The following is a 25,802-nucleotide window of genomic DNA, read 5'->3' on the forward strand; positions in this document are numbered from 1 at the left end:
GGAGAGAATTTTACTTCTCTCCTCCTTTCATAATCTTATTATAATTTCCAGCAGCATCTCTCGCGCCACCCATATTATCTGTATAAATTGCATAACCTACAATTATAACTAAAATCAAAATTACCCATTTCATTACATCACCTCCCGAGCTTTAATTCCTAATAATGATAATCCAACATTAATACTTAATGATGCAATACTAAGAACTTTTAGGTAAGTATTTTGTTCATCACTACCTATAACTTTATGCTCATTATAGAATTTATGAACACTTGAAGCCAGCGAATATAAATATTCTGTGATTTTTTGCATATCTCTTTTTGTAAATGCTTCATTTAAAATTGATTCTAAAAGTAAAGATTCATAAACTAAATTTAATCCATCTTGATTTAAATTATCAAAACTTACATCTTTTATATCTTCAAAAGTAATTCCTGCTTTTACAAAAACTTGATTTATTCTTGCATGGGCATAGTTAATATAAAAAATAGGATTTGATGAATCTTGATTCTTTAACATGTCAATATCAAATTCTAAATGAGTATCACTTTTTCTTGTTAAAAAGATAAATCTTAATGCATCAGAACCTATTTCTTCTGTAATATCAGACATTAAAATTACATTACCTGCACGCTTACTCATTTTATAAGGCTCGCCACCTTTTAAAAGTTGAACCATTTGAGATAAAATTACTTCAAGTTTTGAAGAATCATTACCTAAAAATTCAATAGCTGCTTTTACTCTTGGAATATATCCATGGTGATCAGCACCCCAAATATTAATATATTTATCAAACTGTCTATCAAATTTATTTTTATGATAGATAATATCACCTGCTAAATATGTAGGAATTCCATTATCTCTTACAACAACTCTATCTGAGTCATCTCCATAGGTAGTTGATTTAAGATATATTTTTTCATTTTTTTCATAAAGTGAACCATTTTTTTCTAAAACTTCTTTAGTACTATCCCATGAAGAGTATAAAGACTTTTCTGATACAAAATTATCAAACTCAATACCTAAATCTTTTAAATCTTTAATAATAATATCCATAACTAAGTCTTTTGAAAAAAATGCTATTTCTTTATATTTAGAATCATCATAAATAACTTCTTTTCCAAACTTTTCAATTACAACATTTGCAATATCAAGTAAATAATCCCCTCTATAGTATGTTTCTGGATATTCAACTATTTCGTTAAATATAAAATCTCTTGCTGCTAAGCATACAGATAAACCCAAAAGATCCATTTGTGCACCAGCATCATTTATATAATACTCAGTTGTGATATCATAACCTAAATGTTTTCCAACACGAGCAAGTGAATCTCCTGCAATTGCACCTCTTGCATGACCAATATGTAAAGGTCCTGTAGGATTTGCAGAAACATATTCTAATAGAATCTTCTCATTTTTTTTATCTTGTTTAGCAAAATCATTTCTATTTGATAATGCTGTGTCAACTAATGATTGTAAAAAAGAAGTTGACAATTTAAAGTTAATAAAACCTTTTACTGCTTCAACTTTTTCGAACATAGAACAATTTTCAAATTTTAAAACTAATTCATCAGCGATAGCCATAGGTGATTTTTTTAATTCTTTAGCCAAAGAAAATGCAACAGGCGTTGCATAATGACCAAAAGATATATCTTTTGGTTTTTCTAGGACTACACTTGTATCTAATGTTTTTTCAATAAATTCTTTTACTAAATTCTGCAATACTTTCTCTTATACTTGTTTTGATTCATTTTTATCAGAAGTTGTTGCTTCTGCTTTTTTCTCAATTTCATCTGATTTTTTAACTTCAGCAACTTCATCTTCATCATCTTTAACAGCTTTTTTGAAGTTCTTAATTCCTGAACCTAAACCTTTTGCTAATTCTGGTATTTTTTTACCACCAAACAATAATAAAACTACGAACGCAATTAATAACCACTCCATACCACCAGGCATACTCATGACTTATCCTTCTATTGAATTTTGCGAATATTATAACTATATAATGCTTAAAGAATTTTTGAAAGACTATTTTAGAAGAAAATGAATTAACTTATAACCGCTACCAGCTGCAATTATAGTACCAAATAAATTTAATGCTATATTTGTAAGTGCTAAATAAATTGAAGTACCAAATAACAAGTAAGATTCAATTGCAAAGGTTGAATAAGTTGTTAGTGCACCTAAGAAACCTGTTGTTAAGAATGCTTTTAAATTTACTGAAACAGTATAGTGAGAGAAATAGGCAAATAAAATACCTATTATAAAAGATCCGATTAAATTAACAAGAAGAATTCCTAAAGGAAATTCTATTGGTATATGTTTATTTGTGAAATGTACAGCATAGGCTCTAGCAATGGCTCCTAGGAATCCTCCTAAACCAATAGCTAGAATTGTTTGCCAACTAAGAGACATAATTTTTATACTCTTTGTTGAAAACTTCATTCATATTTTGTTCTGTTTGCTCAAACCAATCTGTAGATTTGTTTGCTTGGATTGGTTCTAAGAAAACAACTTTTACAATTCCAGGAGATGCTTTTAAACTTTTTGAATCAACTATATTTCTTGTATTAAATAATACAATTGGTTGTACTTTTAGGTTGTATTTATTTGCAATCATTTTAGCACCTGGTCTAAATTTTAACATTGATTTTCCATCTGATCTTGTACCTTCTGGAAACATTGCAATCGGTCTTTTTTTATCTAGTCTATCTTTCGCTTCTTTTAAAAGATGAATTAATCCTGCTTTATTTTCCCTATCAACACTTATCATTCTTGGAGCTTTTATAATGTGTCCAAAGAAAAATAAATCAGAAATTTCTTTTTTTGCAACCCATGCTAAATCTCTATTATGAATATATTCTATTACTATAATATCAAGTAACGATTGATGATTCATTAAAACCATATCACAAGAGTCATCCAATGTTCCTTCTGTTTCAATTTTAATACCCAAAAGAAATATCTGAAATGACATCCATGCTTTTATGACTTTATGAGTATGTTTTCTAAATATATACATTAAAACAACAGTTATTGCAACTGTTATTGAAAATTGTATTAAAAGAATTATTCCTCTAATTCGTTTCAAAACTATCTTCCTTTATCCAACCAATAAAATCATTGTCAAGTCCTAAGACTTTTATAAAACCATTCTTTCTTTGTAATACTTCAATATTTTGATTAGAATCTACTTTGAAGAATATTGTTGAATTTTTAGTTGGCAAAATATAAATATATGAATCTTTTTTTACAATTCCTTTACTATTAGGTAAATTATATAAAAGAGCAATAATAAAAGCAAAAAGAGTTAAAATCATTAATATTTTATTTCTTTTAACTAAAAGTAAAATAAGTAAGATTACAAAAATTACTATTGAAAATATTTTTTTATATTTTTCAAAATTTGAATCATTTGGATTTAAATCAGTTTGAGTACTAACTAATTCATTTTGCAAAATTAAAGGAATTCGTATATCTTTAAAACTTTTTGTTGCTAAATTATAATATGTAATAACAACTTTTTTTTCATAAATAGGAGTAACAAAATAGTACACTAGATTTTGTGTACCACCTTCATCTTTTATATTTGAAATACCTTGTTCAGTTATACCTTGAAGTTTAAAATCTTCTAAATTTGAATTTAATGCATCAACATCAATTATTGTTAAAGCTTCTTTATTGTTGTATTGTTTAGTTTTGTATGCTTTTAATACAAATTTATCAGCTATTACCCCTGAGAATCTTGTATCTCCAGTACCAATATCAGAATATCTAAGAGATGGACTTGATAAATCACTAATATCGATTACTGATCCATTTGATAATAGTTTAACACTTATATTTGGTAGTTTAAAGTTTCCTTGCTTTATTTTAAAATAATAACTATTTTCATAAGTATCATTAGATACTTTTCTCCAAGAACTATTTGGATTTAAAACATTTGCATTTGATGAATCCGAAAAAGATGTAGACAGAGTATCAAAATTATCTGTCGTAATTAAAGCCTTAACAATAATTTCTATTTTTTGATTTTTATATGCTTGATTTGGAACTTTTTTATAAGAAAGGTATAAATTTTTTGCAGCAAAAAGATTTATTGATAAGAAAATATTTAATAAAATTATTAGATAAAATGTTTTTTTCATTTTACTTTTTACAAAAAGAGAAAGTTCTCTTTATTGTAAAAAACCCTTTAGCATATTAATACCATCAGTAGAACCTAATAATTTTTCAATAGCTCTTTCAGGATGAGGCATTAATCCAAAAACATTTTTTTCCTTGTTACAAATACCTGCAATATTTGATACTGAACCATTCATATTTACAAGATTTCCATCTTTATCACAATATTTTAAAAGAATTTGACCATTTTCTTCTAACTCTTTTAATCCATTTGAGTCAATATAATAATTTCCATCATGGTGAGCAACAGGAATATTTAATACTTCATCTTTTTTTAATAATGATAAGAAAGCATTGTCATTATCTACAACTTTTAAAGTGTGAAATTTTGAGATAAAATGTAAAGAATCATTTCTTTTCATAGCTCCAGGTAACAAACCAGCTTCTAGCAAGATTTGAAATCCATTACAAATTCCTAATACTTTTCCACCTTTTGCAGCATATGCTTGAACAGATTCCATAATAGTAGCAAATCTAGCAATTGCTCCAGATCTTAAATAATCACCGTAAGAGAATCCACCTGGAATTACTAATAATTCTGTGTTATCTGGGATATTTGTTTCTTTATGCCAGATAATCTCTACATCACATCCTAATTGTTCAAAAGCATATTTTGTATCATATTCACAGTTTGTTCCAGGAAATTGTAATACTGAAATTTTCATATTAACCTACTATTTCTATATCGTAATCTTCAATAACAGTGTTGGCTAAAAGTTTTTGACACATTTTTGTAACTTCTTCTTTTGCAGCCGCTTCATCTGAAGAATTTAATTCTATAATAATTTGTTTACCAATTCTTACATCTTTAACTAAATCTTTAAAACCTAATGTATCTAAGGCATGATGCGTTGCTTTACCTTGATCGTCAAGTACACCTTGTTTTAATCCTACATTTATAATTGCTTTCATTTGTCACCTTCAATTTATATTTTTGCGATTATATCTAAAACTGCCTTATAGCAATTTAGAGTAAGAAAAGCTTAGCTTTTCTTAGTTTAAATTATTTACTTAATCTATTAAATATAGTTGTATATCCAGCTAAGATTTTATCTTTAATAGTTTGTGGAACATTTACTTCTAATTTTTCACCAGCTTTAAGATCTTTTGATTTTTCTTTCCAATTATCAGCTTTTCCAAAATCTCTTAAAATTTGTTTATCCATTGAGATATAATTTTTAGCATCAAAATCTTCTTTTGAAATAAATCTAGAACTTTCAGGTGTTAAAACTTCATCACCTAAAACCCATTCACCTTTTGAATTAACAAAGATTTCAAATTTTGTATCAACAACAATAATTCCTCTTTGTTCTGCAAATGCTGTAAAATCTTTAAATAGTTTTTCAAGACTTGTTACAATCTCAGGGAATAATTCTCTAACTTTTGCAGAGTTTAAAGGCTCATCTTTAATTCCTTTAGTAGTTGGTGTAAAAATTGGAGTTTCAAATTTATGCCATTGTTCTAAACCACTTGCTAATTCTAAACCGTATGGATCACTTCCATTTTGACAAGCATCAAATAAAGAACCTGTTAAATAATTTCTATAAATTAATTCAAATTGAACAATATCACCATCAACATTAGCTTCTAAAGGTTTACATAATTCCATAAGTTGACATCTAGGAGCAATAGCTAAAGATTGATCAACTGTTTCAGACAAAATAGCTGTTCTAATTCCTGATTCTTTTGCAAAAGCAGCTCCATTATTAGAAATAGCTGTTTGAGAAACGCCTTTACCATCAATTAATAAATTTAATGGAATATCAAATACAGAACATCTATCACTTCTTACAAGTAATACTTTTGGCTCATCTCCTGGACAAGTATAAAGATCTGCATTTTTACCAATATAAAATAAGTTATATCCTAAATCTTCTAATTCAGATATACCTTTTTGAGATGTTGTTTTTTTTGAATCTGGCCATAAACCAAGGGCAACAATATCACTAATTTTCATTTACTCTCCTACTTATTATTCATTATAATTAAACTTTTTAAGATTGCAATAGAAGTATTTAATTGATTATCTTCTAAAATATCTTCACCAGAAATTACTTTTTTAGTTTCATTCTGTATAACTTTCACTTCTTTTTTTACATCGCTTATTTTTTCGAGTTCACCTTCAAGATGTTTTTTCAAGTCTGCTTCTTTTATCTTAAAAGCATTATCTTCAGCTTGTGTAACTTTTCCAGCATTCGCAATAATATCAGGAGTAACTCCAACTGCCTGAATTGTTCTTCCACTTGGTAAATAATATTTTGCAATAGTTAATTTAATATTTTCAGTTCTTTCATTATCAATAGGAAGTACTGCTTGAACAGAACCTTTACCAAACGTTTTTTCACCAATTATAATAGCTCTCTTATGATCTTGTAATGATCCACTAACAATTTCAGAAGCAGAGGCAGAACCTTCATTTACAAGTACTACTAAAGGAAGTTTTGTTTTTGTATTTGAACTTGATGCTTCAAATTTTTCTTCATCTTCAGCATTTCTACCTTTTTGAGAAACTATAATTCCCTTATCAACAAATAAATCAACTACACCAATTGCTTGAGATAGTAATCCTCCTGGATTATTTCTTAAATCAAGAATAAATCCTTTTTTATCTTTATTTTCACTAATAATTTTTGCTAAATCATCTGTTACATTAGCATCAAAGCTTGCAATTCTTAAATACAATAAGTCTTCTTTTTCAATAGTTTTTGAAAATACAGATTGAATTTTTATAATATCTCTTTGAATTTTTATTTCTATTGGTTTTAATTCACCTTTTCTAACAATTGTTAATACAATATCAGTTTTAGGTTTTCCTCTCATTAAATTAACTGCTTCATCTAAAGTCATGTTAATTGTTGAAGTTTCATCAATTTTTAAAATAATATCTAAAGCTTTAATTCCAGCTTTAAATGCAGGTGTATCATCAATTGGAGATATTACTGTTAAAGCAGCATCTCTCATACCTACAGTAATTCCTAAACCACCAAACTCACCTTGAGTTTGAACGTTCATTTCTTTTGAAGCTTTTTTATCAAGATAACTTGAGTGTGCATCAAGCTCTTGCATTAAACCTTTTAGCGATTTATCAACTATTTCTTGCAGTTTTATGTCATCAACATAATACTTTTCAACAGTTCCTATAACTTTTGTTAATTTTGATAACGACTCAAATCTTGATTGTTCAGGTGCTACAACTTCTTCTTTTGCAAAAAGTGTTTGAGATAGAACCACAGCTAATGTAGAAGCTAATAATAATTTCTTCATATTTTTAATAACCTTATAAATTTATAGAGAATTATTATACAAAAAAGTTTATAAAAGTAAGATTTTATTAAAACTTTTGTATCATATTAATTACTTTTTGAAAAGGTCATAAAAATGAGTATAAAAGAAAATGTTGATTATGTTAAAGAAGAATTAAATAGCCAAGAAAAATTTCTTGAAAGTTTCGTAAAAGGTGAAAGATTTTACAAAAAATACAGAACATTAATCTTTGCAAGTATTGCAATAATTGTAATAGGATCTATTGGATTTGTAATTAAAAAAAATGTCGATGAATCAAACAAACTAGAAGCAAATTTAGCTTTTAATAAAGTACTTCAAAATAGCAATGATAAAGAAGCTCTCGAATTATTAAAAAACAAAAATGAAAAACTTTATGAAGTTGCATTATTTTTACAAGCAAAAAATGAAAATAAAGCTTCTAATATAACTATTCCTGTATTAAAAGAACTAGCAGAATATCAAGTTGCATTATCAAATAAAAATATTGATGAATTAAATAATTTATCTATGCAAGGAGATTTTTTATTAAAAGAGTTTGCAATTTTTAATAAAGCTTTATTATTATCAAATGAAGGTAAATATGAAGAGGCTAAAACTGTTTTAAAATTAATTCCTCAAACATCAAAAGCGTTTGAGTTGTCTAATTTATTAAATCACTATTTACTTACAAAATAAGGAAAAAATATGAAATATCTTTTAATTTCAATCTCTGCACTATTTTTATTTACTGCATGTTCTGGTAAAAAATACTTTGAACCAGAAGATGTAAGTAATAACATCGTATTAAGTAAAGAATCATTACCTTCATCAATTACATCAATAAATAAAATTGGTGCGACACTTGAAGATAAAAAATTCTTAACAAAAAATGGTATTTCTACAATTGAATTACCAGAAGGATATGATTTCCTTAATCTAACAGAAGATGGAAAGGTAATTGCTACAAACTATCTTGATAAAATATTAATTGGTAATGAAGAAAAAACTATTAAAGATGTAGTTGTTGCTGCATCATTAAAAGATGGAAAACTTGCACTTGTTTATTCAAATAATACAATTGAATTACAAGATATGGCTACTTCTAAAACACTATTTAAAGAATATCTACCTCTTTCATTAGCAAATGACACTAGAATTACTAATCCATACTTTATGGGTAATTTAGTTTTATTCCCAACTTTAAATGGAAAAGTAATTATTGTTTCAATGATAAATTTTGAATCAATTAAAAATATTGCAGTTGATCCAGATAATGAATTTAACAATATTATTTCATTAAATGTGATTGAAAGCTCTCAAACACTTATTGTGGCAAGTCCAAATAAAATAGTTTCGATTTCTCCAAAAGAAGTTATATCTAAAGATTATGAAGTAAGAGATGTTATTGTAAATAAAGAAGATATTTATGTAGCAACTATTGATGGTCAAATTAAAAAATTAACTCCTAATTTAAATGAAGTAGCTAGCAAAAAGTTTAAATATGCAAAAATACATGCATTAGCATTTACAGATTCTTTATATGCAGTTGAGTCTCAAGGATTTTTAATTAATATAACTAAAGACTTCTCAAAAGATGTTATTTATGATTTTAGCTTTGATAATGAAGAAAGAATGATTGCAATTGGAAATAAAATATATTTTGATTCACAATATATAACTTTACCATAAGTAAAAATTCTTAAATAAAAAAGGGATATTTGGTTTTCCAAATATCCCTTTTTTTTGCTATATTTTATGCTGTTTTATGAAAAATTTCTATTAGCTAAATATTCAACTAAAACTGTTGCATATGAACCTTTAGGCAAAATAAAATCTAAAGTACATACTTTATTAGCAGCATCATACTTACATGATATATCTCTTGGAAAAACTATAGCTTCCCTTCTATATCCTTTTTCTTGAATATATAAGTCATCATACTTCTCTTCTATTACTCTTGCTTCAGCCATAGCTTTAAATACTTTACGACCAGGTAAAAGTCCAGTTGGAGTAATTTTAGAATTTTTAAAATCATTTAATATATTTGCAGTAATTGATTTTGGAGTAAAAATTTTATATTTTTGTAAATCTAGAAAAACATCTCCATCTAAAAGATCAAAGTAATCTTTTGAGAGTTTTAATCTCTCAACAAGCCATGCATTAAAAAAATTACTTTGATAAGCAGCAACCAACATTTTAGAAAGTTTCTTGTCTTTTACTATTTCTTCACCATATACAACATCTTTTGCTTTAGCAAGATTATCAACAACTTCTTTTCCAAATCTTTGATAACCAAAATAGTTAGGCATACCATCTCTTGAAATAAGTTTTATAATCTTTTGAATATGATTTACATCTGCAATTTCAACTTTATGAAGATTAATCTTAAAACGATTTCCTTCTAAATCTCCAATATTTAACTTTGCATTATGTAAAAAAGTATCAAGAATAGTGATTTTTTTATTTTTAAAAAGTTTTATTTCTTTTGAATATTTTTTTGGGATAGTTATGTATTGAGTAGTAGTAGCTCTTTTATCTTTTAAACCAGCGTATCCAATTTCATTTGAATAAACATTTAAAAATTTTGCTAATCTATCTATTAGTTCCCAAGTATCGCAGTTTGATTTTTCTATTTTTAAAACCAAAAAACTTCCAGCACCAGAAAATTTTATAGCTTGCTCTTCAACTATAAAATCTTCTTCATTTTGTACAAATTTGAAATTTAAAACTTTATCATTCGCAGGATAAAATCGTTCTATCAATTTTTTGCTCTTCTTACAAATTCATGTTCATAAGCTGTTCTACATTCTGTACAGAATTTTGCAAATGGTTTTGCTTTTAATCTTCCTAAAGGAATAACGATACCACACATATCACAAATACCATAAGTACCTTTTGATATTTTTACAAGAGCTTCTTCAATTTGTTTAAACTCTTCCAATTGATGATTTGCAATCATTCCTTCTGTAAAAGAATCACTTACAAGCTCAGCATAATCTAAATCATCTTTTATATCTTGGTCTTTTAATTGATCAATATTTAATCTACTATTATTGATGTTAGATAATATATTATCTCTTCTTTCAAGTAAAATTACTTTAAGTTCGTCAATTTGACTTTTATTTGGCATCTCTTCTCCTTAAATATTCGCGCAATTATATACTTTTTATTATATATAACTTATTAATAAAAATAAAAGCCGTTATTTTGGGCCTTTTGAAGCTCTTAAATAATTAAGAAATAAATATAAAATAAAGATTTTTTATTTATTAAAAATGTTTTAACACTTAATTAACTAAAAAAAGATAAAATACCTAATAGATAAAAAGGAGTTTATTATTACTACTTTATCCAAAAAGTTCATTACTTCAATTACTATTATTTTATTGTTTTTTTTCTTTCTTTTTTTTATTTATTCAAATAAAAGCATAAACTATACATCAAAAATAAGTGCTATTACAAAACTTCCTAGCATATCTTTTTCAAATAATATTTATGAAACTAGAATAAGAGAATACAAAGATATTTCAAATGATATTCATCCTATAAATCTGCAAATTAATTATTTGGATTTTGTATATGAAAAATAGTGTATTTTTAAACTTTTTATTTTTATTACTTACAAAACATAAAAGTAAACACACAGCAATTTTTTTAATTTCAATTTTAATAGTTTTTCTAAGTTCATCAATACTTTTTATTTCTTCTACACTAAAAAAAGAGATTTTTTTAACTTTAGAAAATCAAAGTGATTTTGTAATTCAAAAAATAAATAGTGGAAAGACTCTATATTCTCCTACTTCTTGGATCGATGATTTTAGAGAAATAAATGGGGTAAAGAATGTTCAACAAAGGGTTTATGGTCAATACTATTTTATGCCTGAGAATGTTTATTTTACTATTGTTGGAGTTGATTTATTTGAAGAATCCATTAATAAAAATATAAAAGAGTTATTGATTCAACTTAATATCTCTGATTTTTTACAAAAAGATTCTATGATAATAGGAAATGGAATTAAAAAAATATTTGATAAATACCATTATTTTGATTCTTATGATTTTAAACTTTCAAATAATGAATTAAAAGAGATAAAAATATTTAACGAGTTGCCTAAAGAAGCTAATCTTGTAGCAAATGATTTAATAATTATGGATATAAATCTCGCAAAAGAAATTTTAAATATAAAAGAAAATGAAGCCACAGATATAGTATTTAATGTTCCAAATAATCTTGAAAGACAGAATGTAAAAGAACAATTAATTTTAAAACACTCAAATATTAGAATCTTACAAAAAGAAAATCTTAAAAAGGAGTATGAAAATATGTTCAACTATAAAGGTGGGATTTTCTTAATTTTATTTATAATTGTTACTGTAACGTTTACATTAATCTTATATCAAAGATACTCTATGATTAGCTCCAATGATAAAAAAGAAATTGGGATTTTAAAAGCTGTTGGTTGGAGTATTAAAGATATTATCAAATTAAAAATCATGGAAAATTTCATAGTTGCATTTATGGCTTTTATTATTGGATCCATTCTTGCATATATTTTTGTTTTTATCTTAAATGCACCTATTTTAAGAAATATATTTATTGGCTCTTCAAATATGCAGAATGAATTTATTTTTAATGCAAATGTGGAAATTAGTACTTTAATCACTCTATTTTTATTTTTTATAATTCCATTCTTATCAGCTATTTTAATTCCTGTTTGGAAAGTAGCCATTATAGATTCAACTGAGAGTATGAAATGATAAAAATCACAAAATTAAATAAGATATTCAATGAAAATACAAAAAAAGAGTTTCATGCTTTAAAAGATATAAATATAGAGATAAAAACTTCATCATGTGTAATACTAAAAGGAGTTAGTGGAAGTGGAAAATCAACTCTTTTATCAATTATTGGAACTTTGTTAAAACCCACAAGTGGTGATATAAGAATTGATGATGAGAGCATTGCTAAACTTCCTGACTTACACGCTTCTAATTTTAGAGCTAAAAAACTAGGCTTTATATTTCAATCATATAATTTATTCAGTGAATTAAGTGTAAAAGACAATATTTCTATTCCTCTTATTCCCCTTGGATATTCTCAAAAACAAATAGATGATATGAGTAAAACAGCACTTAAACTTGCAAATATTGAACATAAAGAAAATGAGCTTGTATATAACCTCTCTGGTGGTGAGAAACAAAGGTGTGCAATTGCTAGAGCATTAGTTAATAATCCTGATATTATTCTTTGTGATGAGCCTACGGCTAATTTAGACTATGATAATTCAATGAAATTTATAGAAAGTCTAAGAGAGTTTAAAAAACTAAATAAAACAATAATTGTAGCAACTCATGATCCAATATTTGAAAACCTTGATTTTGTGGATGAAATAATTAATATAAAAAATGGAATGATTTGTGAGTAGTATACTTCTTTCAAATGAAATTGTAATATATCTTTTCATACAAATAGTTTTATTTATTTTACTTTTTATTGCATTTTATTTTTCTATTTCTATTATTAAAAACTGGGATTATGAAAAAACTACTACCAAACAATACAAACTTGAAAAAACCTCTTATTTAGTTATTTTAATTATAAGTTTTACTTTAATAGTAAAAATATTTCTTTTCCCCTACTTTGCATATAGTTTAGATAATTTATCAAATATAGTTCCAGGTGCTATGTGTGCTGCTGGTATTGTAGGAGCAAATGAATTTGGACAGATAAATTTAGCACTTAAAATTCTAATACTATTTTTTATTGGAGTTTGGTTAATAATCAATACTTTGGATTTAAAAGCAAAAACATATCCTTTTACAAAAAAGAAATATTTGTTTTACACTTTTATTTTTACACTTTGTACCGTTGAAACTCTTTTAGATTTTCTTTTTTTAAATGGAATTCCTACAACTGAGCCTGTTATGTGTTGTTCTACTATATTTGGAGTAAACAATGTGGGAACTAAAATACCTTTTGATTTGAGTATTTCTATGCTTTTAATCATATTTTATCTTTTATATTTACTTATTGTTTTTGTAAATATTCAAAAGCAAGCTTTATTAAATCTCATTGTAAATTTCCTTTTTTTATATATTGGATATTATGCGGTTACTTACTTCTTTTCAACTTATGTATATGAGCTTCCAACGCACCAATGTCCTTTTTGCATGTTACAAAAAGAGTATCACTTTATAGGATATTTTATTTGGTCAACACTTTTTTTAGGTACTTTTTTTGGAGTTGCCTCTTATATTTTAAAAGTTTTTATTAATGAAGAATTGAATTATACTTATAAGTATTCTTTGATTTTCAATACTATCTTTGTATTTATTTGCAGTTTTTATGTAATTAGATTTTATTTGATAAATGGAGTTTTTTTATAAAAGATTCTGTATTAGTTTTAATTAGTACAGAATCTCTAAATACGAATTTAGAATTATTTACTTTGCTCTACTGGTTCTTCATCTTGAATAGGAAGTTCTTCTTCACCCTCATCTGGTGCTAATTCATCTTTTTCAAGCTCTTCATCAGATGGATTTAAAAGTACAGGCATTGCATCTTCTTTTTCAATTTCTTCATTAGATGGCATTACCATAACAGGCATAGCATCATCTTTTTTAACATCTTCGCTTACTGCTTGAGTTTGCTCAGGAGCTTTTTCTTCTTCTGAACAACCTGTTAATAGTGCTAATAATATTGCTGTTCCTAATAAAGTTTTTTTCATGGATTATAATCCTTTTTCAATATAAATAATTCTTGTTTTGATAAAACAATATAGAATAATAGCAAAATAATTGTATAGAAATTGTGATAATCACTAATTTAGTTTAATATCGATAATATTCGAATTTATTTGAATAAATTTAGGATAAATCATGACTGAAGTAATCAAACAAAAATCAACATTAAGTTATTTTAATACTTTCTTTTTATTTTTTGGTGTATCTGTTATTATTGAATTATTTTATATGGGAATTTTAGGAGTAATTCAAGGAACCACTCTTACAATTTTAGAATTAAGTTTATCTTTTGATAATGCGGTTATAAATGCACTGATTCTTGCTAATATGCCGCCTATTTGGAGAAAAAGATTTCTTACATGGGGTATGTTAATTGCCGTGTTTGGAGTAAGACTAGTCTTCCCTATTTTAATAGTTTTTGCAACAACAGATTTAAGTTTGCTAGAGTCATTTACCCTTGCTATAAATAACCCAGCTGAATATGAAAAAATCATTACTGCTTCACATCATATAGTTATGGCCTTTGGTGGAATATTTTTATTAATGATATTTTTATCATTTTTATTTAATGAAAATAAAGATGTTCATTGGATTGCAATAGTTGAAAAATATGCTTCTAGATGGTCAAGTGTTGGTGATTTAAAAATATTAATTGCAATATTAACAATATCAATAATTGGATTTTATACCCCATCTGAAATTTTAGTTGCAGATGAAATAAAAAAAATTGATAAAGGTGAAATAATTCTACCTATGGTTTATGGTATTTTACTATTTCTTAGTATTGAATTTCTAAGAGGTATTTTAGAAGATGATGGTAGTAAACACGAGTCAAATAGTATGGAAATTGAAAGAGAAAAAATTGAAAATGTTGTTAATTCAAAACTTGCAAAAGGTGGCTTTGCATCATTTGTTTATTTAGAACTTATTGATATGTCTTTCTCATTTGATGGAGTTTTAGGAGCTTTTGCAGTTAGTCAAAACATCATTATTATTATGTTAGGTTTAGGAGCTGGGGCATTTGCTGTTAGAAATCTTACTATTTTAATGGTTGATAGAGGAACAGTTTCTGAATATAAATATTTAGAGCATGGAGCAATGTGGTCTGTAGGATTGTTAGCTATAAGTATGATTATTCAAATATTTATGCATTTACCACATGGTTTAATAATAGCTCTTGCAATTATTCCTATTGCAATTGCATTTATTCACTCAGTAAGAGAAAATAAATTAGACAAGTATAAAATCTAATTTTTTAAAATCTCAATTGTAAAACAAGCACCCAAATAAGAGTATCCATCAAAGGTATACTCTTTATTTGATACAAATAGTTTTCCATTTAGATGTTTTTCTATAATCTCTTTACTCATATATAAACCAATCCCTGTACCTTGAGATTGATGTTTTGTTGTAAAGTATGGTTCAAATATTCTATCTATTATATCTTCTGGTATTCCCTTTGCATTGTCTTGTACTTCTAAATACAAAGTATTATCTTTTGAATATGTATTTATAAAAATTAATCTTCTTTGATTTTCTGTTATATCTAATGCATCTCTTGCATTATTTAAAAGATTAACTAATACTTGAATCAATTCATTTTCTATTGAGTTTATTTTATACTCTTCTATGTTTTTAATAATCTCTATATCTTTTGCAACAAATTGTGCTTTTACTAAATTTAAAGTTTTAGAAATAGCATCTGAGATATCAAATTCACTAACTTTATTATTACTTGGATTAAAGAAATCCCTAAAATCATCAATTGTTTTAGATAGATATTGTGCTGAGTTATTTATTGAAGTTAAAGCTGAGTACAAATCTTCATCAGATAAGCAATTCATCTCTTTTTGTAATTTTGTTCCTGTTGATGCTGTTGAGATGGTAGACAATGGCTGTCTCCACTGATGTGCTATATTTCCTATCATTTCACCCATTGCTGCCATTTTACTTTGTTGATACAACAACTCATCTTTTTGTTTCTTTTCTATTTCAAGATTTTTATTATCAGTTATATCTTGTATTGTTCCAATCATAAATAATTTATCTTCTTCTAACTTTCCTCTACAATCTATCCATCTAATATCTGTATCTGTTCTTTTTATTCTATAAATCAATTGATGATCTATTCCTTTATTTATACAGTTACTTATTGACTCTTCTAAATGGGCTATATCTTCAGGAAACATTTTATTTTTTAGAAGTTCAATTCCAATCATATTTTTATCTTTTCTATCAAGGCCTAATATGCGAATAATCTCATCTGACCAATAAGCTTTATTTGTTTGTAAATCTAATTTCCAATCACCAATATGAGCCACTTCTTGCGCTCTTATTAAAGTCTCTTTTTGCTTTTTATTTTCACTTATTTGTTTTTCTAAATCTTTTTTATGTATTAAAAATTTCTTTTCTAATAATTTTGAAATTAACAGTGATGCAATTAAAAATAAAATAGTCATTGAAGTAGCAATTATCAATGTAACATACATATGTTCATCATATTCTTTCTCTAATTCTTTTTGTTTTTCTTTTATTTTTAAAATTAACTTATCTAAGTTAAAACCTGTTCCTATTACCCAATCATAGATCTCTACTTTTTTAAGATATGAAATTTTTTCTGAATTTGTTATATATTCATATTGTGAATATATATCTTTATCATTAGAATTTTTAAGCTTCCAATATGATTTAAAAAATATATTTTCTTTATCTATATCCTTAACATTAAAATATTTAGTTCTTGTTAATAAAAAATCTGCATTTTTATCTATTATAAAAACATATCCTTTTTCACTATCTCCAATATCTTTTATATATGCTATAGTTTCCATTTTTACTTGATTTTCAAAATCTTCTTCAAATTCTGCGGTGGTAATAATAAAATTATATGGTTCAAACTCTTTTACAATACCAAGTTTTTTTAATTCTTTTGATTTATCTTTTAATTTATAATAATACCAAGAGAAAAAACCTTCTGTTTTTGCTTTTGCAATAGCAATAGCCTCTTTTACAGGATAATCGCCATTGATGTCCCTTCTATTTAATACAGAAGTCCCTTCAAATTCTTTATATATTGGATGAAAAATATTTATACCTTCCATTGTATGAATGGAGAAATATCCTCTTCCATCATTAAATCTAAGATGCTCTAAAGATGCTTTCATTATTTCAATTATTTCTTCTTTTGATTTTTCATTTTTAAATCTTTCATAGATAGAAAACATAATATCATGAGCATTATTTATTTCATGTTTAAGTTTTATTTTTAAATATTCATTAGATCTAGCATTTTGTTTATTTATGTAGTTATAGATACTATTTATATTATTTTCAATTAATTCTTTATTGAATTTTATATATTCATCTTCTATTTTTTCTTTTTCTATTTTTAAAGTATTAATATAATTTAAAGAAATATATGTAGTAGTTAAAATTGAAGCTATTAAAATAAATATTAAAGGAGCATATTTAATTATCTTTAATATAAGCTTTTCATTTGATATGGTTTTCATATTACTCCTTTTCCTTAAACTTTACTTATATTCTAACATAATAAAATATGAAATCAAAATCCAGAAATACTTATGTATATCTTTTCACTTACAATTTTTAATTTATTTTAATAATAAATTTTGCACCATTATATTCAGTACCATTATATTGATAAGTTTCGTTTTCTACGATAAGTGTTCCATTTAGATGATTTCTTATAATTTCTTCACTCATATACAAACCGATTCCTGTGCCTTGAGCCTGATGTTTTGTTGTGAAGTATGGCTCAAAAACTCTATCTATTATATTTTCAGGAATTCCACCTGCATTATCTTTTATTTTTATATATATATGATTATTTTTTTGATAAGCATCGATAAAAATCAATTTTGTTCTTTTTCCACTTAATTCTAAAGCATCTGCTGCATTATTTAAAATATTAACTAAAACTTGAATAAGTTCATTTTCTATTGTTAGTATTCTAAATTCTTCTATATTTTTAACTAGTTCAATATTCTTATTTATTAACTGTGCATTTATTATTTCTATTGTTTTGTCTAAAATATCATTAATATTATATTCATTCATTCTGTTATTACTTGAATTAAAGAACTCTGCAAAATCATCAATTATTTTAGATAAGTATTGAGCTGAATCATTTATGCTTGTTAATGCTGTGTTTAATTGTTCATCGGATAAACAGTTCATTTCTTTTTGTAATTTTGTTCCTGTAGCCGCTGTTGAAATTGTAGATAATGGTTGTCTCCATTGGTGAGCAATATTCAATATCATTTCACCCATTGCAACAATTTTACTTTGTTGCGTTAGCATATGTTCTTGTTTTCTTTTATTATCTTCATAAACAATAATTGCATTTGTATATTCTTTAATTGTTTTATCAATTTTCAAAGATACAAATATTGCCACTAAAATAGAAAGAAAAGACAATAAGCCAACCCAAAAAAGTGTTTCTTTTATTATATTATTCGTATATGATGAAATTGATTCTTTCATAGCAGAAATTTGATTTTCTAAATCATCATAATAAAATCCACTTAAGATTATCCAACTCCAATCTTTTTGAAAATAAATATATGATATTTTTAGTTCAGGTAAATTTGTAGATGGTTTTTTGTACCAATACTCAGTAAATCCTTCTCCTTTATTTTTTATTAAAGTGAGATAATCTTTTTTATATCTATTTCCTTTAATATCCAAATCTTTATCAGAAGTTTTTTTTCCTACTAGTTCAGGTTTATTTGAGTTTAATAATACTGTAGCAAAATCATCTCCGCCTTCTAAATTATGTACATCAAGGATTGCTATGTATTTATCTTTTTCATAGTATTTTGTTTGTGAAAATCTATTAATTACATATTTTTTACTTTTTTCTTCAACTACATCAAGATATTCTCCGATACCAAATACTAAATTAAGTGCTTCAAATTTTGCTATACAATTAATTTTAGGAAATTCTTTATTTTTATCATTTGGTTTAGCAAAAAAGATTTTGCTATAAGCAATCTTATTTTTTTCTAATTCGGAAGAAAATTCATTTACTATATTTTGCCCATTATGAGTCTCAAAATTTGTCACATCTCTTCCAACAAATTCAGTTAAGGGATGCCCAAACATTACTTTAGTTTCATTATCATACATGAAATAGTAACCTAAACCATCATCAAATTTAATTAGTGAAAGTGCTTTTGCTATTTTTTCTTTTATTTCTTCTTTATTGAGAGTATCTTTATAAATATCATAGATTGAATTTGCTACATTTAAAGCAATATTTATCTTATCTTTTAACGTAGCTTTTAGTATGTTTTCTGCTTCTGCTATTTGAAATTGAATTGATTCTTTTACAAAATCAACTTCTTTATGTACTCTATTTTTTTGATCTTGGGTATAACTTATTTTTGTTTTTTCAATTTGTTCTTCCATATGAGACTTAAATATTTTAATTGTTATATAAGAACTTATCGAAGCTATCAAAACAATCGATACAAGAACTAAAGAAAGAATTGGTAGTAAAAACCTTTTTGATTTATATTTTTTATTTTTCATTTAAATATCCTAAATATAATTAGTATTTAATTGTTTTCAATTGTTTTGTAAAAATAACACTTGAATAAACTCCATATTTTTATTATTAATATTTTAAATATAAGAAATTATAACTACTATACTATTAAACTATAGCTGTTATTTATTGATTAAAAGTATTCCATTTGCATTTCTAAATTATTTTAATATCCTTTTCCATAAATGATAAAAATTATCCTTTGATATATTTTATTAAGTAATCTTTAATAAAAGTTACATTATACTTTCATCACAAAACAAATAATTAATAAAAAATATAAAAGGATTTAAATATGTTAGTAACAAAAAAAGCTCCAGATTTTACAGCTAAAGCTGTACTTGCAGATGGTCAAATTGTAGAAAATTTTAACTTATATGAAAACATTGGTGAAAAAGGTGCGGTATTATTTTTCTACCCATTAGATTTTACTTTTGTATGTCCTTCTGAAATTATTGCATTCTCTAAAAGAATTGAAGATTTTACATCAAGAGGTGTATCTGTAATTGGTTGTTCAGTAGATTCTCAATTCTCACACTTTGCATGGAGAGAAACTCCTGTAGAAAATGGTGGAATTGGAAGAGTTAAATTCCCACTAGTTGCAGACCTTTCAAAATCAATTTCAAGAGATTATGATGTATTATTTGGAGAATCAGTAGCATTAAGAGGATCTTTCTTAATTGATGCAGATGGAACAGTAAGACATGCAGTAATTAATGATTTACCACTTGGAAGAAACATTGATGAAATGATTAGAATGGTAGATACTATGATTTTTACAAATGAGCATGGAGAAGTTTGTCCAGCTGGTTGGGTAAAAGGTGACGAAGGAATGAAAGCCTCTACTGCTGGTGTTGCTGAGTACTTAGGTAAAAATGAAGGAAAATTATAAAATGAGTAAATATATAGAAGTAACAACAGAAAATATTGATGATGTAATAAAAAGTGGTGTAGTATTATTAGACTTTTGGGCCACATGGTGCGGACCTTGTAGAATGTTATCGCCTGTAATTGATCAATTAGCAATAGACTTTGATGGAAAAGCAAAAATTTGTAAAGTAAATTCAGATGATCAACAAGATTTAACTGTTAAATATGGTGTTAGATCAGTACCAACACTTCTTTTCTTAAAAGATGGAGAAATTGTAGGTCAAATGATTGGAAGCTCTGCTAATAAACAAACTATTACAGATAAATTAAACTCTTTAATATAATTAAATAAACTATTAAAAAAAGTTCACATCCTAAATTTTAGGATATGAACTTAATATTATAAACAAATCTAATTTTTCCCTCTATTTTTAGCTTCATAAAAGTAAAATTTCTAAATATTCTTCTTATTTTAAAGCAGGTAAAGAAATAGTAAATTCTGCTCCTTGATATTTTTCATTTTCATATATAAAAGTTGTATTTGACACTTCAATATTTCCCTGCATTTCACTAACTATCAAGTTATATGTTAAATAAAGACTTAATCCTGTTCCTTGAGCTTGATGTTTAGTTGTAACATATGGCTCAAATAACTTATCTAAAAGTTCGAGGGGAATACCTTGGGCGTTATCTTTTATTTTTATTATTACTTTATCTTCAATAAGTGAACTTGATATTATTATCAGTTTTCTTTCTATGTTTTTTTCACTTAATGCTACTCTTGCATTATTAAAGATATTAATAAAACATTGAATTAAATCATTTTCATATCCATTGATTTTTATATCTTTTTCTAAATCTAATATTATATTAATTTGCTCTTTATAAATTAAATCATACATTAAATCCATAAAATCATTAATTGCATCTTCTACATAAAATATTTTTTTATTTCTATCATTTTGAACAAAATTTCTAAAATTATCAATTATTTTAGAAAGATATTGAGCTTTATTATTTATAAGATGACAGTTTTCTTCAAACTCTTTATCTTCTAAAATACCACACTCTTTTTTTAATAACATTCCAGTTGCTGCTGTTGATATCAAAGAAAGTGGTTGTCTCCATTGATGAGAAATATTATTTACCATCTCAATCATCGAAGAAATTTTTTCTGTAATAAAAAGTTTCTTTTGTATTTTTATATTTTTTTCAACTTCTTCTTTGATTTTTAATTCTAATTTCTGATTATAAACTTTTAATATTTGTTCACTTTTTTTCAATTTATTATTTGAATCAATCAATAACTTTGTTTTTTCTTCAACTTCTTTTTCCAATTTTTCATTATATTTTTTTAAAAGTAATTGTTTGTATATAATAAAAATTGCAATAATAAATATCAAAAATAAAATTTTATAAACTAAAGAATAATCTATGGAATGAGTATATTTAATATTTATCCAGTTATTCAATACTTTATAATGAAAAGACTCATCAATATTTTCCACTTCATTTTGTAATAGTTTAAAAAGAATAGGTTCATCATTTCTAACTCCTATTCCAAGTTCTAAATTTACTTTATCAGTTTTTCCTGCAATTTTCAAAGAACCTGCAAAATCTGTAGTAAAAAAGTATCCAATACAAGCAAGAGTTCCGACTTGCCCATATAATTCACCATTTATAACTTTTTTTAAACCCTCTTTTATTGTTGATACTTCTACATAATTTATATTAGGGTAGATTTTTTTCAATTCTTCTACGTAAGCATAATTTTTTGGTACACCAATTTTTTCATTTTTTAAATCTTTAAAATCAGAAATAAAATTGGCCTTATTTTTAGTTGCAATTACAAGAGGTGTTTTTAAATAAGGACTTGTGAAATTTAAAAATTGTTTTCTTTCTTCTGTTTGCATAGCTGAGATTATGTCGCAACTTCTATCTTTTGCAAAATCGAGTGATTCTTTCCATGTTCTTGCATACACAAGATTAATAGGAATATTTAAATTTTCAGAAAATATTTTATAATAATCTGAAGTTAAACCAATGTGCTCACCATTTTTTCCAAAATCTTCAAAAGGCATAGAATCAGGACCAATGCAAAGTTTTAGTTCTTTTTTAGAATTAAGATAAGTTATTTCTTCTGCTGTTAATCTATTGTTATTTGGAATTTCTTGTGCAAATATATTAAGACTAATTATTAATAAAATTAATAATTTCAATATAATCCTTTTTCTATCGTTTAAATATATGTTACAAAATTGTAACAATTAATGTATAAAAAGGTTATTAATAAAAAGCTAAATAATCATAGTAATAGTTTATAAAATCTTATTTAATTTTTTTGCAATTTCATTAAAGAAAGGACGTTTATTTGGTATTTCATCAAAACACGATATTTGTAGGCTAAGAAGAATTTCTCTTATATTTTTATCTTCACGGTCATATTTTGACAAGTCTAACAATTCTTCAATTAAACAGCCAAAAGCTCTTACTTCTAATTGCTCAAGTGCATTATGTGTTGATAAGTCCTTTGGCTCATAATATGAAGCTCCGCCAAAATCTCCCAAAATACTATTAAAATCTTCATCTATCATAATATTATGAGCATAAAAATCCCCATGCATTATATTTTGTTCATGCATATGAACAGCTGCCTTGGCCATTCCTTTTAAAATTTTTAAAGCTGATTTTGTTGATAGTTTGAAATCTTTTGCATAAATATCCCTTGAACAAGTTTCAAAAGTAGGAGGTAAACCTAAATTTTTAAATGCTGAGGAAATTAATTCTAACATCAATACATCTTTATTTTGGGGATGATTTGATACTTGTGCTAAAACATCAATAAGATTTTCATGTACACCCATAGAAATATTTATATCCATCTCTTCTTGGGGTAGACCATCTGATGTCATCTCACCTTTAAATACTTTTATGGCAACTTCTTTATTTTCATATATTGCTTTATAGATATTTCCAGAAGCTCCTTCCCCTAATAGTTCTTTAATTTCCAATTCATTCCATGGAATTATTTGTAATTTAGTATTTAAGTTTGGATGCTTTTTACAAAAAGGATTTCCACTATATGCAAGCCATGAAAGTTTTGGTAATGAAAGTAATATATTAGGAAAAGAGCTAAGTTTATTTGCAGAAATTCTTAAAAGCTCTAAATTTCTACACTTACTAATACTATCAGGTAAAGATGTTAATTGATTTCCTGAAATCATAAACTTTTGAAGAAGAGCTAAATCACCTATAGAATTTGGAAGAGTTTGCAGATTGTTATCTGTTAAGATTAGCCATCTTGTACTAAGAGGCAATGAATTTTCTTCAAATATTTTAATATGATTATTTCGTATCCCAATCATTGATAAGTTTGGAAATTTTGCTAATACTTTTGGAACATGATTAAATTGATTATTTGATAAGAAAAGTCTTTTTAGTTTTGTAAATCTATGAAAATCATCAGGTAAAGAAGATAAGTTATTATCTGTTAAATCCAAAACTTCTAAACTATTTTCTAAGCTAAATAATTCTTTAGGAAAGTTCTCAAGTCCACATGCTATTTTGATATGAGTTGAATTTTTTAAATTGCCAGCTTGTAATTCTTTTAGTGTTTGCATCTATCTTATATTCCTATATTTTGTCTTTATTAATAAAGATAATAACATAAATCATCTTGGCAATTATTTATAATTTATAAAGTAATTAAACTAAGATCTAAACTTTCAAAATCTTCTTTTGTATCAATATCAACAGAGAGTTTATCATCTAAAGTTATATAAGCTATTGGATTGTTTTTTAAAAGTTTTCTTGCACCCTCATCACCTTTTAATTCTAATAAATTTTTATGATAGATTTTAGGGAATAATGAAGGAACTGCAAATCTATCTTGATATTTTGAACATATAATTAAATTTTCATTTTCTATTGATTTTTTGATTAATAAATTATAATGAGATAAAGGAATCAATGGCTGATCACATAACATAATCAATACTTTTTTTGATTCACTAAAATCCTTCATTCCAAAAGAGATTGAAGATCCCATTCCTTGTTCATAGTTTGGATTTACTGCTATTGATATGGCAAAATCTTTTATCTCTTGCATAATTTCGTGGCTTTTATGTCCCAATACGACTTTTACATCATTCGTTAGATTTAAAGCTTTTTTTATAGCAATTTTTATTAATGCTTCATCTTTTATTTTTAGTAATTGTTTAGGTTCTCCTAAACGAGATGAAGTTCCTGCTGCTAATATTAAAACAGCAAAATTATTAGATTTTTCCATTTTTTCTAGCTTCTATTTGTGAACAAATTGATAGTGCAATAGACTGATGTGTATTTCCACCAATATCAAAACCAACTGGAGCAAAAAATCTTTTATCGTTTTCTAGTTTAAATTGTTCAATTTTTCTTTTCATATTTTTTTTATTTCCCATAAGACCAATATATTGTAAATCTGAATTAATCAAAGCTTTCAAATAAGTATCATCTGTTTTTGGGCTATGACTTAAAATAACAGAGGCATTATAAGAGCTTAAATCCATTGTTAAAATATCTTCTAAGTTTTTTAGTTCAATTAATTCATCTGCTAAAAATACATACTCTTCTTTTATTTGTATATCAATTACAGTTGTTTTCCAAGCCATTAGATTTGCCATAGAGATAAGTGATGCAACATGAGCACCTGAACCAAAAATCAAAAGAGAATATGCTGCTTGTATTTCTTGATAAAATTTATCATCTTCTAGTTTTGTTTCGCTTCTTTCATTTAAGATTTCAAATTTATCATCTTTTATAGACCTAATTAACGTTTTACCAATATTTTCAAGAGCTGTACCTAATGCACCATAATTATTTTCAAAAAAGAATCCTTGCAGAAAATATTTACTTGAGCCATGACCTGAACTTTCATCTTCAGGTATAGATTCAAAATATTGATTTTGTTTAGTTTTAAAAGTTTCTTTTGCTAAATCTAAAAGTTTGTTATGTAGAAATTTACTACCTAAAACACCTGTAAACTCCCCTATTGAATTTACAAGTATCATATTTCCAGGCTTTGCATATGTAGAGCCAACTGTTTGAATAACACTTGCTCCTACAATATCTAGTCCTTTTTCTTTAGAACTTTCTATAAATTTTATATACTCTTTATTGCTAAACACTT

General features: G+C 25.6%; 27 protein-coding genes. 8 read left to right on the plus strand and 19 right to left on the minus strand.

The features are described 5' to 3' along the window. Nucleotides 1–10: 10 nt before the first annotated feature. The 10 genes from ABVS04_RS02665 to ABVS04_RS02710 all read right to left on the minus strand — a co-directional run bounded on the left by ABVS04_RS02665 (nt 11) and on the right by ABVS04_RS02710 (nt 7,449). Nucleotides 11–133: a hypothetical protein gene (locus tag ABVS04_RS02665; protein WP_272953559.1), complete on the minus strand. Its 123-nt coding sequence runs from the start codon at nt 131–133 to the stop codon at nt 11–13. After that, a complete protein-coding gene (gene argS / locus ABVS04_RS02670; RefSeq protein ID WP_368029118.1) occupies nt 133–1,722 on the minus strand; it encodes an arginine--tRNA ligase in 1,590 nt (529 codons plus the stop codon). The genes ABVS04_RS02665 and argS overlap by 1 nt, the downstream gene beginning before the upstream one ends. Nucleotides 1,723–1,731: 9 nt before the next feature. After that, the gene (locus ABVS04_RS02675; RefSeq protein WP_368029119.1) at nt 1,732–1,962 is read right to left on the minus strand and encodes a twin-arginine translocase TatA/TatE family subunit; all 231 of its coding nucleotides are present in this window, start codon (nt 1,960–1,962) and stop codon (nt 1,732–1,734) included. A 66-nt stretch (nt 1,963–2,028) separates the two neighbouring features. Further along, nucleotides 2,029–2,415 (minus strand): CrcB family protein, encoded by a 387-nt coding sequence (locus tag ABVS04_RS02680; protein ID WP_368029120.1) that lies wholly within the window; start codon nt 2,413–2,415, stop codon nt 2,029–2,031. After that, nucleotides 2,405–3,091, minus strand: a complete 687-nt coding sequence (locus ABVS04_RS02685; RefSeq protein WP_368029121.1) for a lysophospholipid acyltransferase family protein — start codon at nt 3,089–3,091, stop codon at nt 2,405–2,407. Before ABVS04_RS02685 ends, ABVS04_RS02680 begins: the two co-directional genes overlap by 11 nt. Next, complete coding sequence (locus tag ABVS04_RS02690) at nt 3,078–4,148, minus strand: hypothetical protein (RefSeq protein ID WP_368029122.1); 1,071 nt, start codon at nt 4,146–4,148, stop codon at nt 3,078–3,080. The genes ABVS04_RS02685 and ABVS04_RS02690 overlap by 14 nt, the downstream gene beginning before the upstream one ends. Nucleotides 4,149–4,178: 30 nt before the next feature. Further along, a complete protein-coding gene (gene purQ / locus ABVS04_RS02695; protein WP_368029123.1) occupies nt 4,179–4,850 on the minus strand; it encodes a phosphoribosylformylglycinamidine synthase I in 672 nt (223 codons plus the stop codon). A 1-nt stretch (nt 4,851) separates the two neighbouring features. Then, nucleotides 4,852–5,097, minus strand: a complete 246-nt coding sequence (gene purS / locus ABVS04_RS02700) for a phosphoribosylformylglycinamidine synthase subunit PurS (RefSeq protein WP_368029124.1) — start codon at nt 5,095–5,097, stop codon at nt 4,852–4,854. A 91-nt stretch (nt 5,098–5,188) separates the two neighbouring features. Further along, the gene (locus ABVS04_RS02705; protein WP_368029125.1) at nt 5,189–6,142 is read right to left on the minus strand and encodes a phosphoribosylaminoimidazolesuccinocarboxamide synthase; all 954 of its coding nucleotides are present in this window, start codon (nt 6,140–6,142) and stop codon (nt 5,189–5,191) included. An 8-nt stretch (nt 6,143–6,150) separates the two neighbouring features. Then, nucleotides 6,151–7,449, minus strand: a complete 1,299-nt coding sequence (locus ABVS04_RS02710) for a S41 family peptidase (protein WP_368029126.1) — start codon at nt 7,447–7,449, stop codon at nt 6,151–6,153. A gap of 114 nt (nt 7,450–7,563) precedes the next feature. Here ABVS04_RS02710 and ABVS04_RS02715 point away from each other — a divergent pair, with 114 nt between their 5' ends. After that, nucleotides 7,564–8,145, plus strand: coding sequence for a hypothetical protein (locus tag ABVS04_RS02715; protein WP_368029127.1), 582 nt, complete (start codon nt 7,564–7,566; stop codon nt 8,143–8,145). 9 nt (nt 8,146–8,154) lie between these two features. Next, nucleotides 8,155–9,138 carry a hypothetical protein gene (locus ABVS04_RS02720; RefSeq protein ID WP_368029128.1) on the plus strand — a complete coding sequence of 328 codons (984 nt, stop codon included), beginning with the start codon at nt 8,155–8,157 and terminating at the stop codon, nt 9,136–9,138. Between the two features lie 74 nt (nt 9,139–9,212). Here the strand turns inward: ABVS04_RS02720 and ABVS04_RS02725 are convergent, their stop codons facing one another. Continuing rightward, nucleotides 9,213–10,211, minus strand: a complete 999-nt coding sequence (locus ABVS04_RS02725) for a tRNA pseudouridine(13) synthase TruD (RefSeq protein WP_368029129.1) — start codon at nt 10,209–10,211, stop codon at nt 9,213–9,215. After that, on the minus strand, nt 10,208–10,579 hold the full coding sequence (gene dksA / locus ABVS04_RS02730) for an RNA polymerase-binding protein DksA (RefSeq protein WP_368029130.1): 372 nt from the start codon (nt 10,577–10,579) through the stop codon (nt 10,208–10,210). Before dksA ends, ABVS04_RS02725 begins: the two co-directional genes overlap by 4 nt. A 449-nt stretch (nt 10,580–11,028) precedes the next feature. Between dksA and ABVS04_RS02735 the strand changes: the two genes are divergently transcribed. The 3 genes from ABVS04_RS02735 to ABVS04_RS02745 are packed head-to-tail and all read left to right on the plus strand — an operon-like array spanning nt 11,029 to nt 13,836. Next, nucleotides 11,029–12,207, plus strand: a complete 1,179-nt coding sequence (locus ABVS04_RS02735) for an ABC transporter permease (protein ID WP_368029131.1) — start codon at nt 11,029–11,031, stop codon at nt 12,205–12,207. Continuing rightward, the gene (locus ABVS04_RS02740) at nt 12,204–12,875 is read left to right on the plus strand and encodes an ABC transporter ATP-binding protein (RefSeq protein ID WP_368029132.1); all 672 of its coding nucleotides are present in this window, start codon (nt 12,204–12,206) and stop codon (nt 12,873–12,875) included. The genes ABVS04_RS02735 and ABVS04_RS02740 overlap by 4 nt, the downstream gene beginning before the upstream one ends. Further along, the gene (locus ABVS04_RS02745) at nt 12,868–13,836 is read left to right on the plus strand and encodes a hypothetical protein (protein WP_368029133.1); all 969 of its coding nucleotides are present in this window, start codon (nt 12,868–12,870) and stop codon (nt 13,834–13,836) included. The genes ABVS04_RS02740 and ABVS04_RS02745 overlap by 8 nt, the downstream gene beginning before the upstream one ends. A 53-nt stretch (nt 13,837–13,889) precedes the next feature. Here ABVS04_RS02745 and ABVS04_RS02750 read toward each other — a convergent pair whose 3' ends face one another. Next, a complete protein-coding gene (locus ABVS04_RS02750; RefSeq protein ID WP_368029134.1) occupies nt 13,890–14,177 on the minus strand; it encodes a hypothetical protein in 288 nt (95 codons plus the stop codon). A 151-nt stretch (nt 14,178–14,328) separates the two neighbouring features. On the opposite strand from ABVS04_RS02750, the gene ABVS04_RS02755 reads away from it, so the two are divergent. After that, complete coding sequence (locus ABVS04_RS02755) at nt 14,329–15,444, plus strand: DUF475 domain-containing protein (protein WP_368029135.1); 1,116 nt, start codon at nt 14,329–14,331, stop codon at nt 15,442–15,444. Here the strand turns inward: ABVS04_RS02755 and ABVS04_RS02760 are convergent. Then, the gene (locus ABVS04_RS02760) at nt 15,441–17,705 is read right to left on the minus strand and encodes a cache domain-containing protein (RefSeq protein WP_368029136.1); all 2,265 of its coding nucleotides are present in this window, start codon (nt 17,703–17,705) and stop codon (nt 15,441–15,443) included. The genes ABVS04_RS02755 and ABVS04_RS02760 overlap by 4 nt on opposite strands. Nucleotides 17,706–17,802: 97 nt before the next feature. Continuing rightward, nucleotides 17,803–19,749, minus strand: a complete 1,947-nt coding sequence (locus ABVS04_RS02765; RefSeq protein ID WP_368029137.1) for a cache domain-containing protein — start codon at nt 19,747–19,749, stop codon at nt 17,803–17,805. Between the two features lie 311 nt (nt 19,750–20,060). Here ABVS04_RS02765 and ABVS04_RS02770 point away from each other — a divergent pair, with 311 nt between their 5' ends. Both ABVS04_RS02770 and trxA read left to right on the plus strand, forming a co-directional pair. Continuing rightward, complete coding sequence (locus ABVS04_RS02770; protein ID WP_368029138.1) at nt 20,061–20,657, plus strand: peroxiredoxin; 597 nt, start codon at nt 20,061–20,063, stop codon at nt 20,655–20,657. Nucleotide 20,658: 1 nt separating this feature from the next. Beyond that, complete coding sequence (trxA, locus tag ABVS04_RS02775; protein WP_368029139.1) at nt 20,659–20,979, plus strand: thioredoxin; 321 nt, start codon at nt 20,659–20,661, stop codon at nt 20,977–20,979. A 123-nt stretch (nt 20,980–21,102) separates the two neighbouring features. Here trxA and ABVS04_RS02780 read toward each other — a convergent pair whose 3' ends face one another. The 4 genes from ABVS04_RS02780 to ABVS04_RS02795 all read right to left on the minus strand — a co-directional run bounded on the left by ABVS04_RS02780 (nt 21,103) and on the right by ABVS04_RS02795 (nt 25,800). Then, complete coding sequence (locus tag ABVS04_RS02780) at nt 21,103–22,854, minus strand: transporter substrate-binding domain-containing protein (protein ID WP_368029140.1); 1,752 nt, start codon at nt 22,852–22,854, stop codon at nt 21,103–21,105. Between the two features lie 99 nt (nt 22,855–22,953). Next, a complete protein-coding gene (locus tag ABVS04_RS02785) occupies nt 22,954–24,255 on the minus strand; it encodes a leucine-rich repeat-containing protein kinase family protein (RefSeq protein ID WP_368029141.1) in 1,302 nt (433 codons plus the stop codon). 74 nt (nt 24,256–24,329) lie between these two features. Beyond that, nucleotides 24,330–24,923, minus strand: a complete 594-nt coding sequence (locus tag ABVS04_RS02790) for a nucleotidyltransferase family protein (RefSeq protein WP_368029142.1) — start codon at nt 24,921–24,923, stop codon at nt 24,330–24,332. Next, a complete protein-coding gene (locus ABVS04_RS02795; RefSeq protein ID WP_368029143.1) occupies nt 24,910–25,800 on the minus strand; it encodes an XdhC family protein in 891 nt (296 codons plus the stop codon). Before ABVS04_RS02795 ends, ABVS04_RS02790 begins: the two co-directional genes overlap by 14 nt. Nucleotides 25,801–25,802 lie beyond the last annotated feature (2 nt).

This window comes from Arcobacter sp. s6 (assembly GCF_040884245.1).
In the GTDB taxonomy this organism is placed as follows: domain Bacteria; phylum Campylobacterota; class Campylobacteria; order Campylobacterales; family Arcobacteraceae; genus Aliarcobacter.

Excerpts from the sequence above, each read along its gene's own strand:
- ABVS04_RS02740 (WP_368029132.1), top strand. The coding sequence starts at position 12,204 with ATGATAAAAATCACAAAATTAAATAAGATATTCAATGAAAATACAAAA.
- ABVS04_RS02705 (WP_368029125.1), bottom strand. The coding sequence starts at position 6,142 with ATGAAAATTAGTGATATTGTTGCCCTTGGTTTATGGCCAGATTCAAAA.
- ABVS04_RS02720 (WP_368029128.1), top strand. The coding sequence starts at position 8,155 with ATGAAATATCTTTTAATTTCAATCTCTGCACTATTTTTATTTACTGCA.
- ABVS04_RS02755 (WP_368029135.1), top strand. The coding sequence starts at position 14,329 with ATGACTGAAGTAATCAAACAAAAATCAACATTAAGTTATTTTAATACT.
- ABVS04_RS02790 (WP_368029142.1), bottom strand. The coding sequence starts at position 24,923 with ATGGAAAAATCTAATAATTTTGCTGTTTTAATATTAGCAGCAGGAACT.
- ABVS04_RS02770 (WP_368029138.1), top strand. The coding sequence starts at position 20,061 with ATGTTAGTAACAAAAAAAGCTCCAGATTTTACAGCTAAAGCTGTACTT.
- trxA (WP_368029139.1), top strand. The coding sequence starts at position 20,659 with ATGAGTAAATATATAGAAGTAACAACAGAAAATATTGATGATGTAATA.
- ABVS04_RS02680 (WP_368029120.1), bottom strand. The coding sequence starts at position 2,415 with ATGTCTCTTAGTTGGCAAACAATTCTAGCTATTGGTTTAGGAGGATTC.
- purQ (WP_368029123.1), bottom strand. The coding sequence starts at position 4,850 with ATGAAAATTTCAGTATTACAATTTCCTGGAACAAACTGTGAATATGAT.
- ABVS04_RS02690 (WP_368029122.1), bottom strand. The coding sequence starts at position 4,148 with ATGAAAAAAACATTTTATCTAATAATTTTATTAAATATTTTCTTATCA.
- ABVS04_RS02710 (WP_368029126.1), bottom strand. The coding sequence starts at position 7,449 with ATGAAGAAATTATTATTAGCTTCTACATTAGCTGTGGTTCTATCTCAA.
- purS (WP_368029124.1), bottom strand. The coding sequence starts at position 5,097 with ATGAAAGCAATTATAAATGTAGGATTAAAACAAGGTGTACTTGACGAT.
- ABVS04_RS02715 (WP_368029127.1), top strand. The coding sequence starts at position 7,564 with ATGAGTATAAAAGAAAATGTTGATTATGTTAAAGAAGAATTAAATAGC.
- ABVS04_RS02665 (WP_272953559.1), bottom strand. The coding sequence starts at position 133 with ATGAAATGGGTAATTTTGATTTTAGTTATAATTGTAGGTTATGCAATT.
- dksA (WP_368029130.1), bottom strand. The coding sequence starts at position 10,579 with ATGCCAAATAAAAGTCAAATTGACGAACTTAAAGTAATTTTACTTGAA.
- ABVS04_RS02750 (WP_368029134.1), bottom strand. The coding sequence starts at position 14,177 with ATGAAAAAAACTTTATTAGGAACAGCAATATTATTAGCACTATTAACA.
- ABVS04_RS02675 (WP_368029119.1), bottom strand. The coding sequence starts at position 1,962 with ATGAGTATGCCTGGTGGTATGGAGTGGTTATTAATTGCGTTCGTAGTT.
- ABVS04_RS02765 (WP_368029137.1), bottom strand. The coding sequence starts at position 19,749 with ATGAAAAATAAAAAATATAAATCAAAAAGGTTTTTACTACCAATTCTT.
- ABVS04_RS02735 (WP_368029131.1), top strand. The coding sequence starts at position 11,029 with ATGAAAAATAGTGTATTTTTAAACTTTTTATTTTTATTACTTACAAAA.
- ABVS04_RS02785 (WP_368029141.1), bottom strand. The coding sequence starts at position 24,255 with ATGCAAACACTAAAAGAATTACAAGCTGGCAATTTAAAAAATTCAACT.
- ABVS04_RS02760 (WP_368029136.1), bottom strand. The coding sequence starts at position 17,705 with ATGAAAACCATATCAAATGAAAAGCTTATATTAAAGATAATTAAATAT.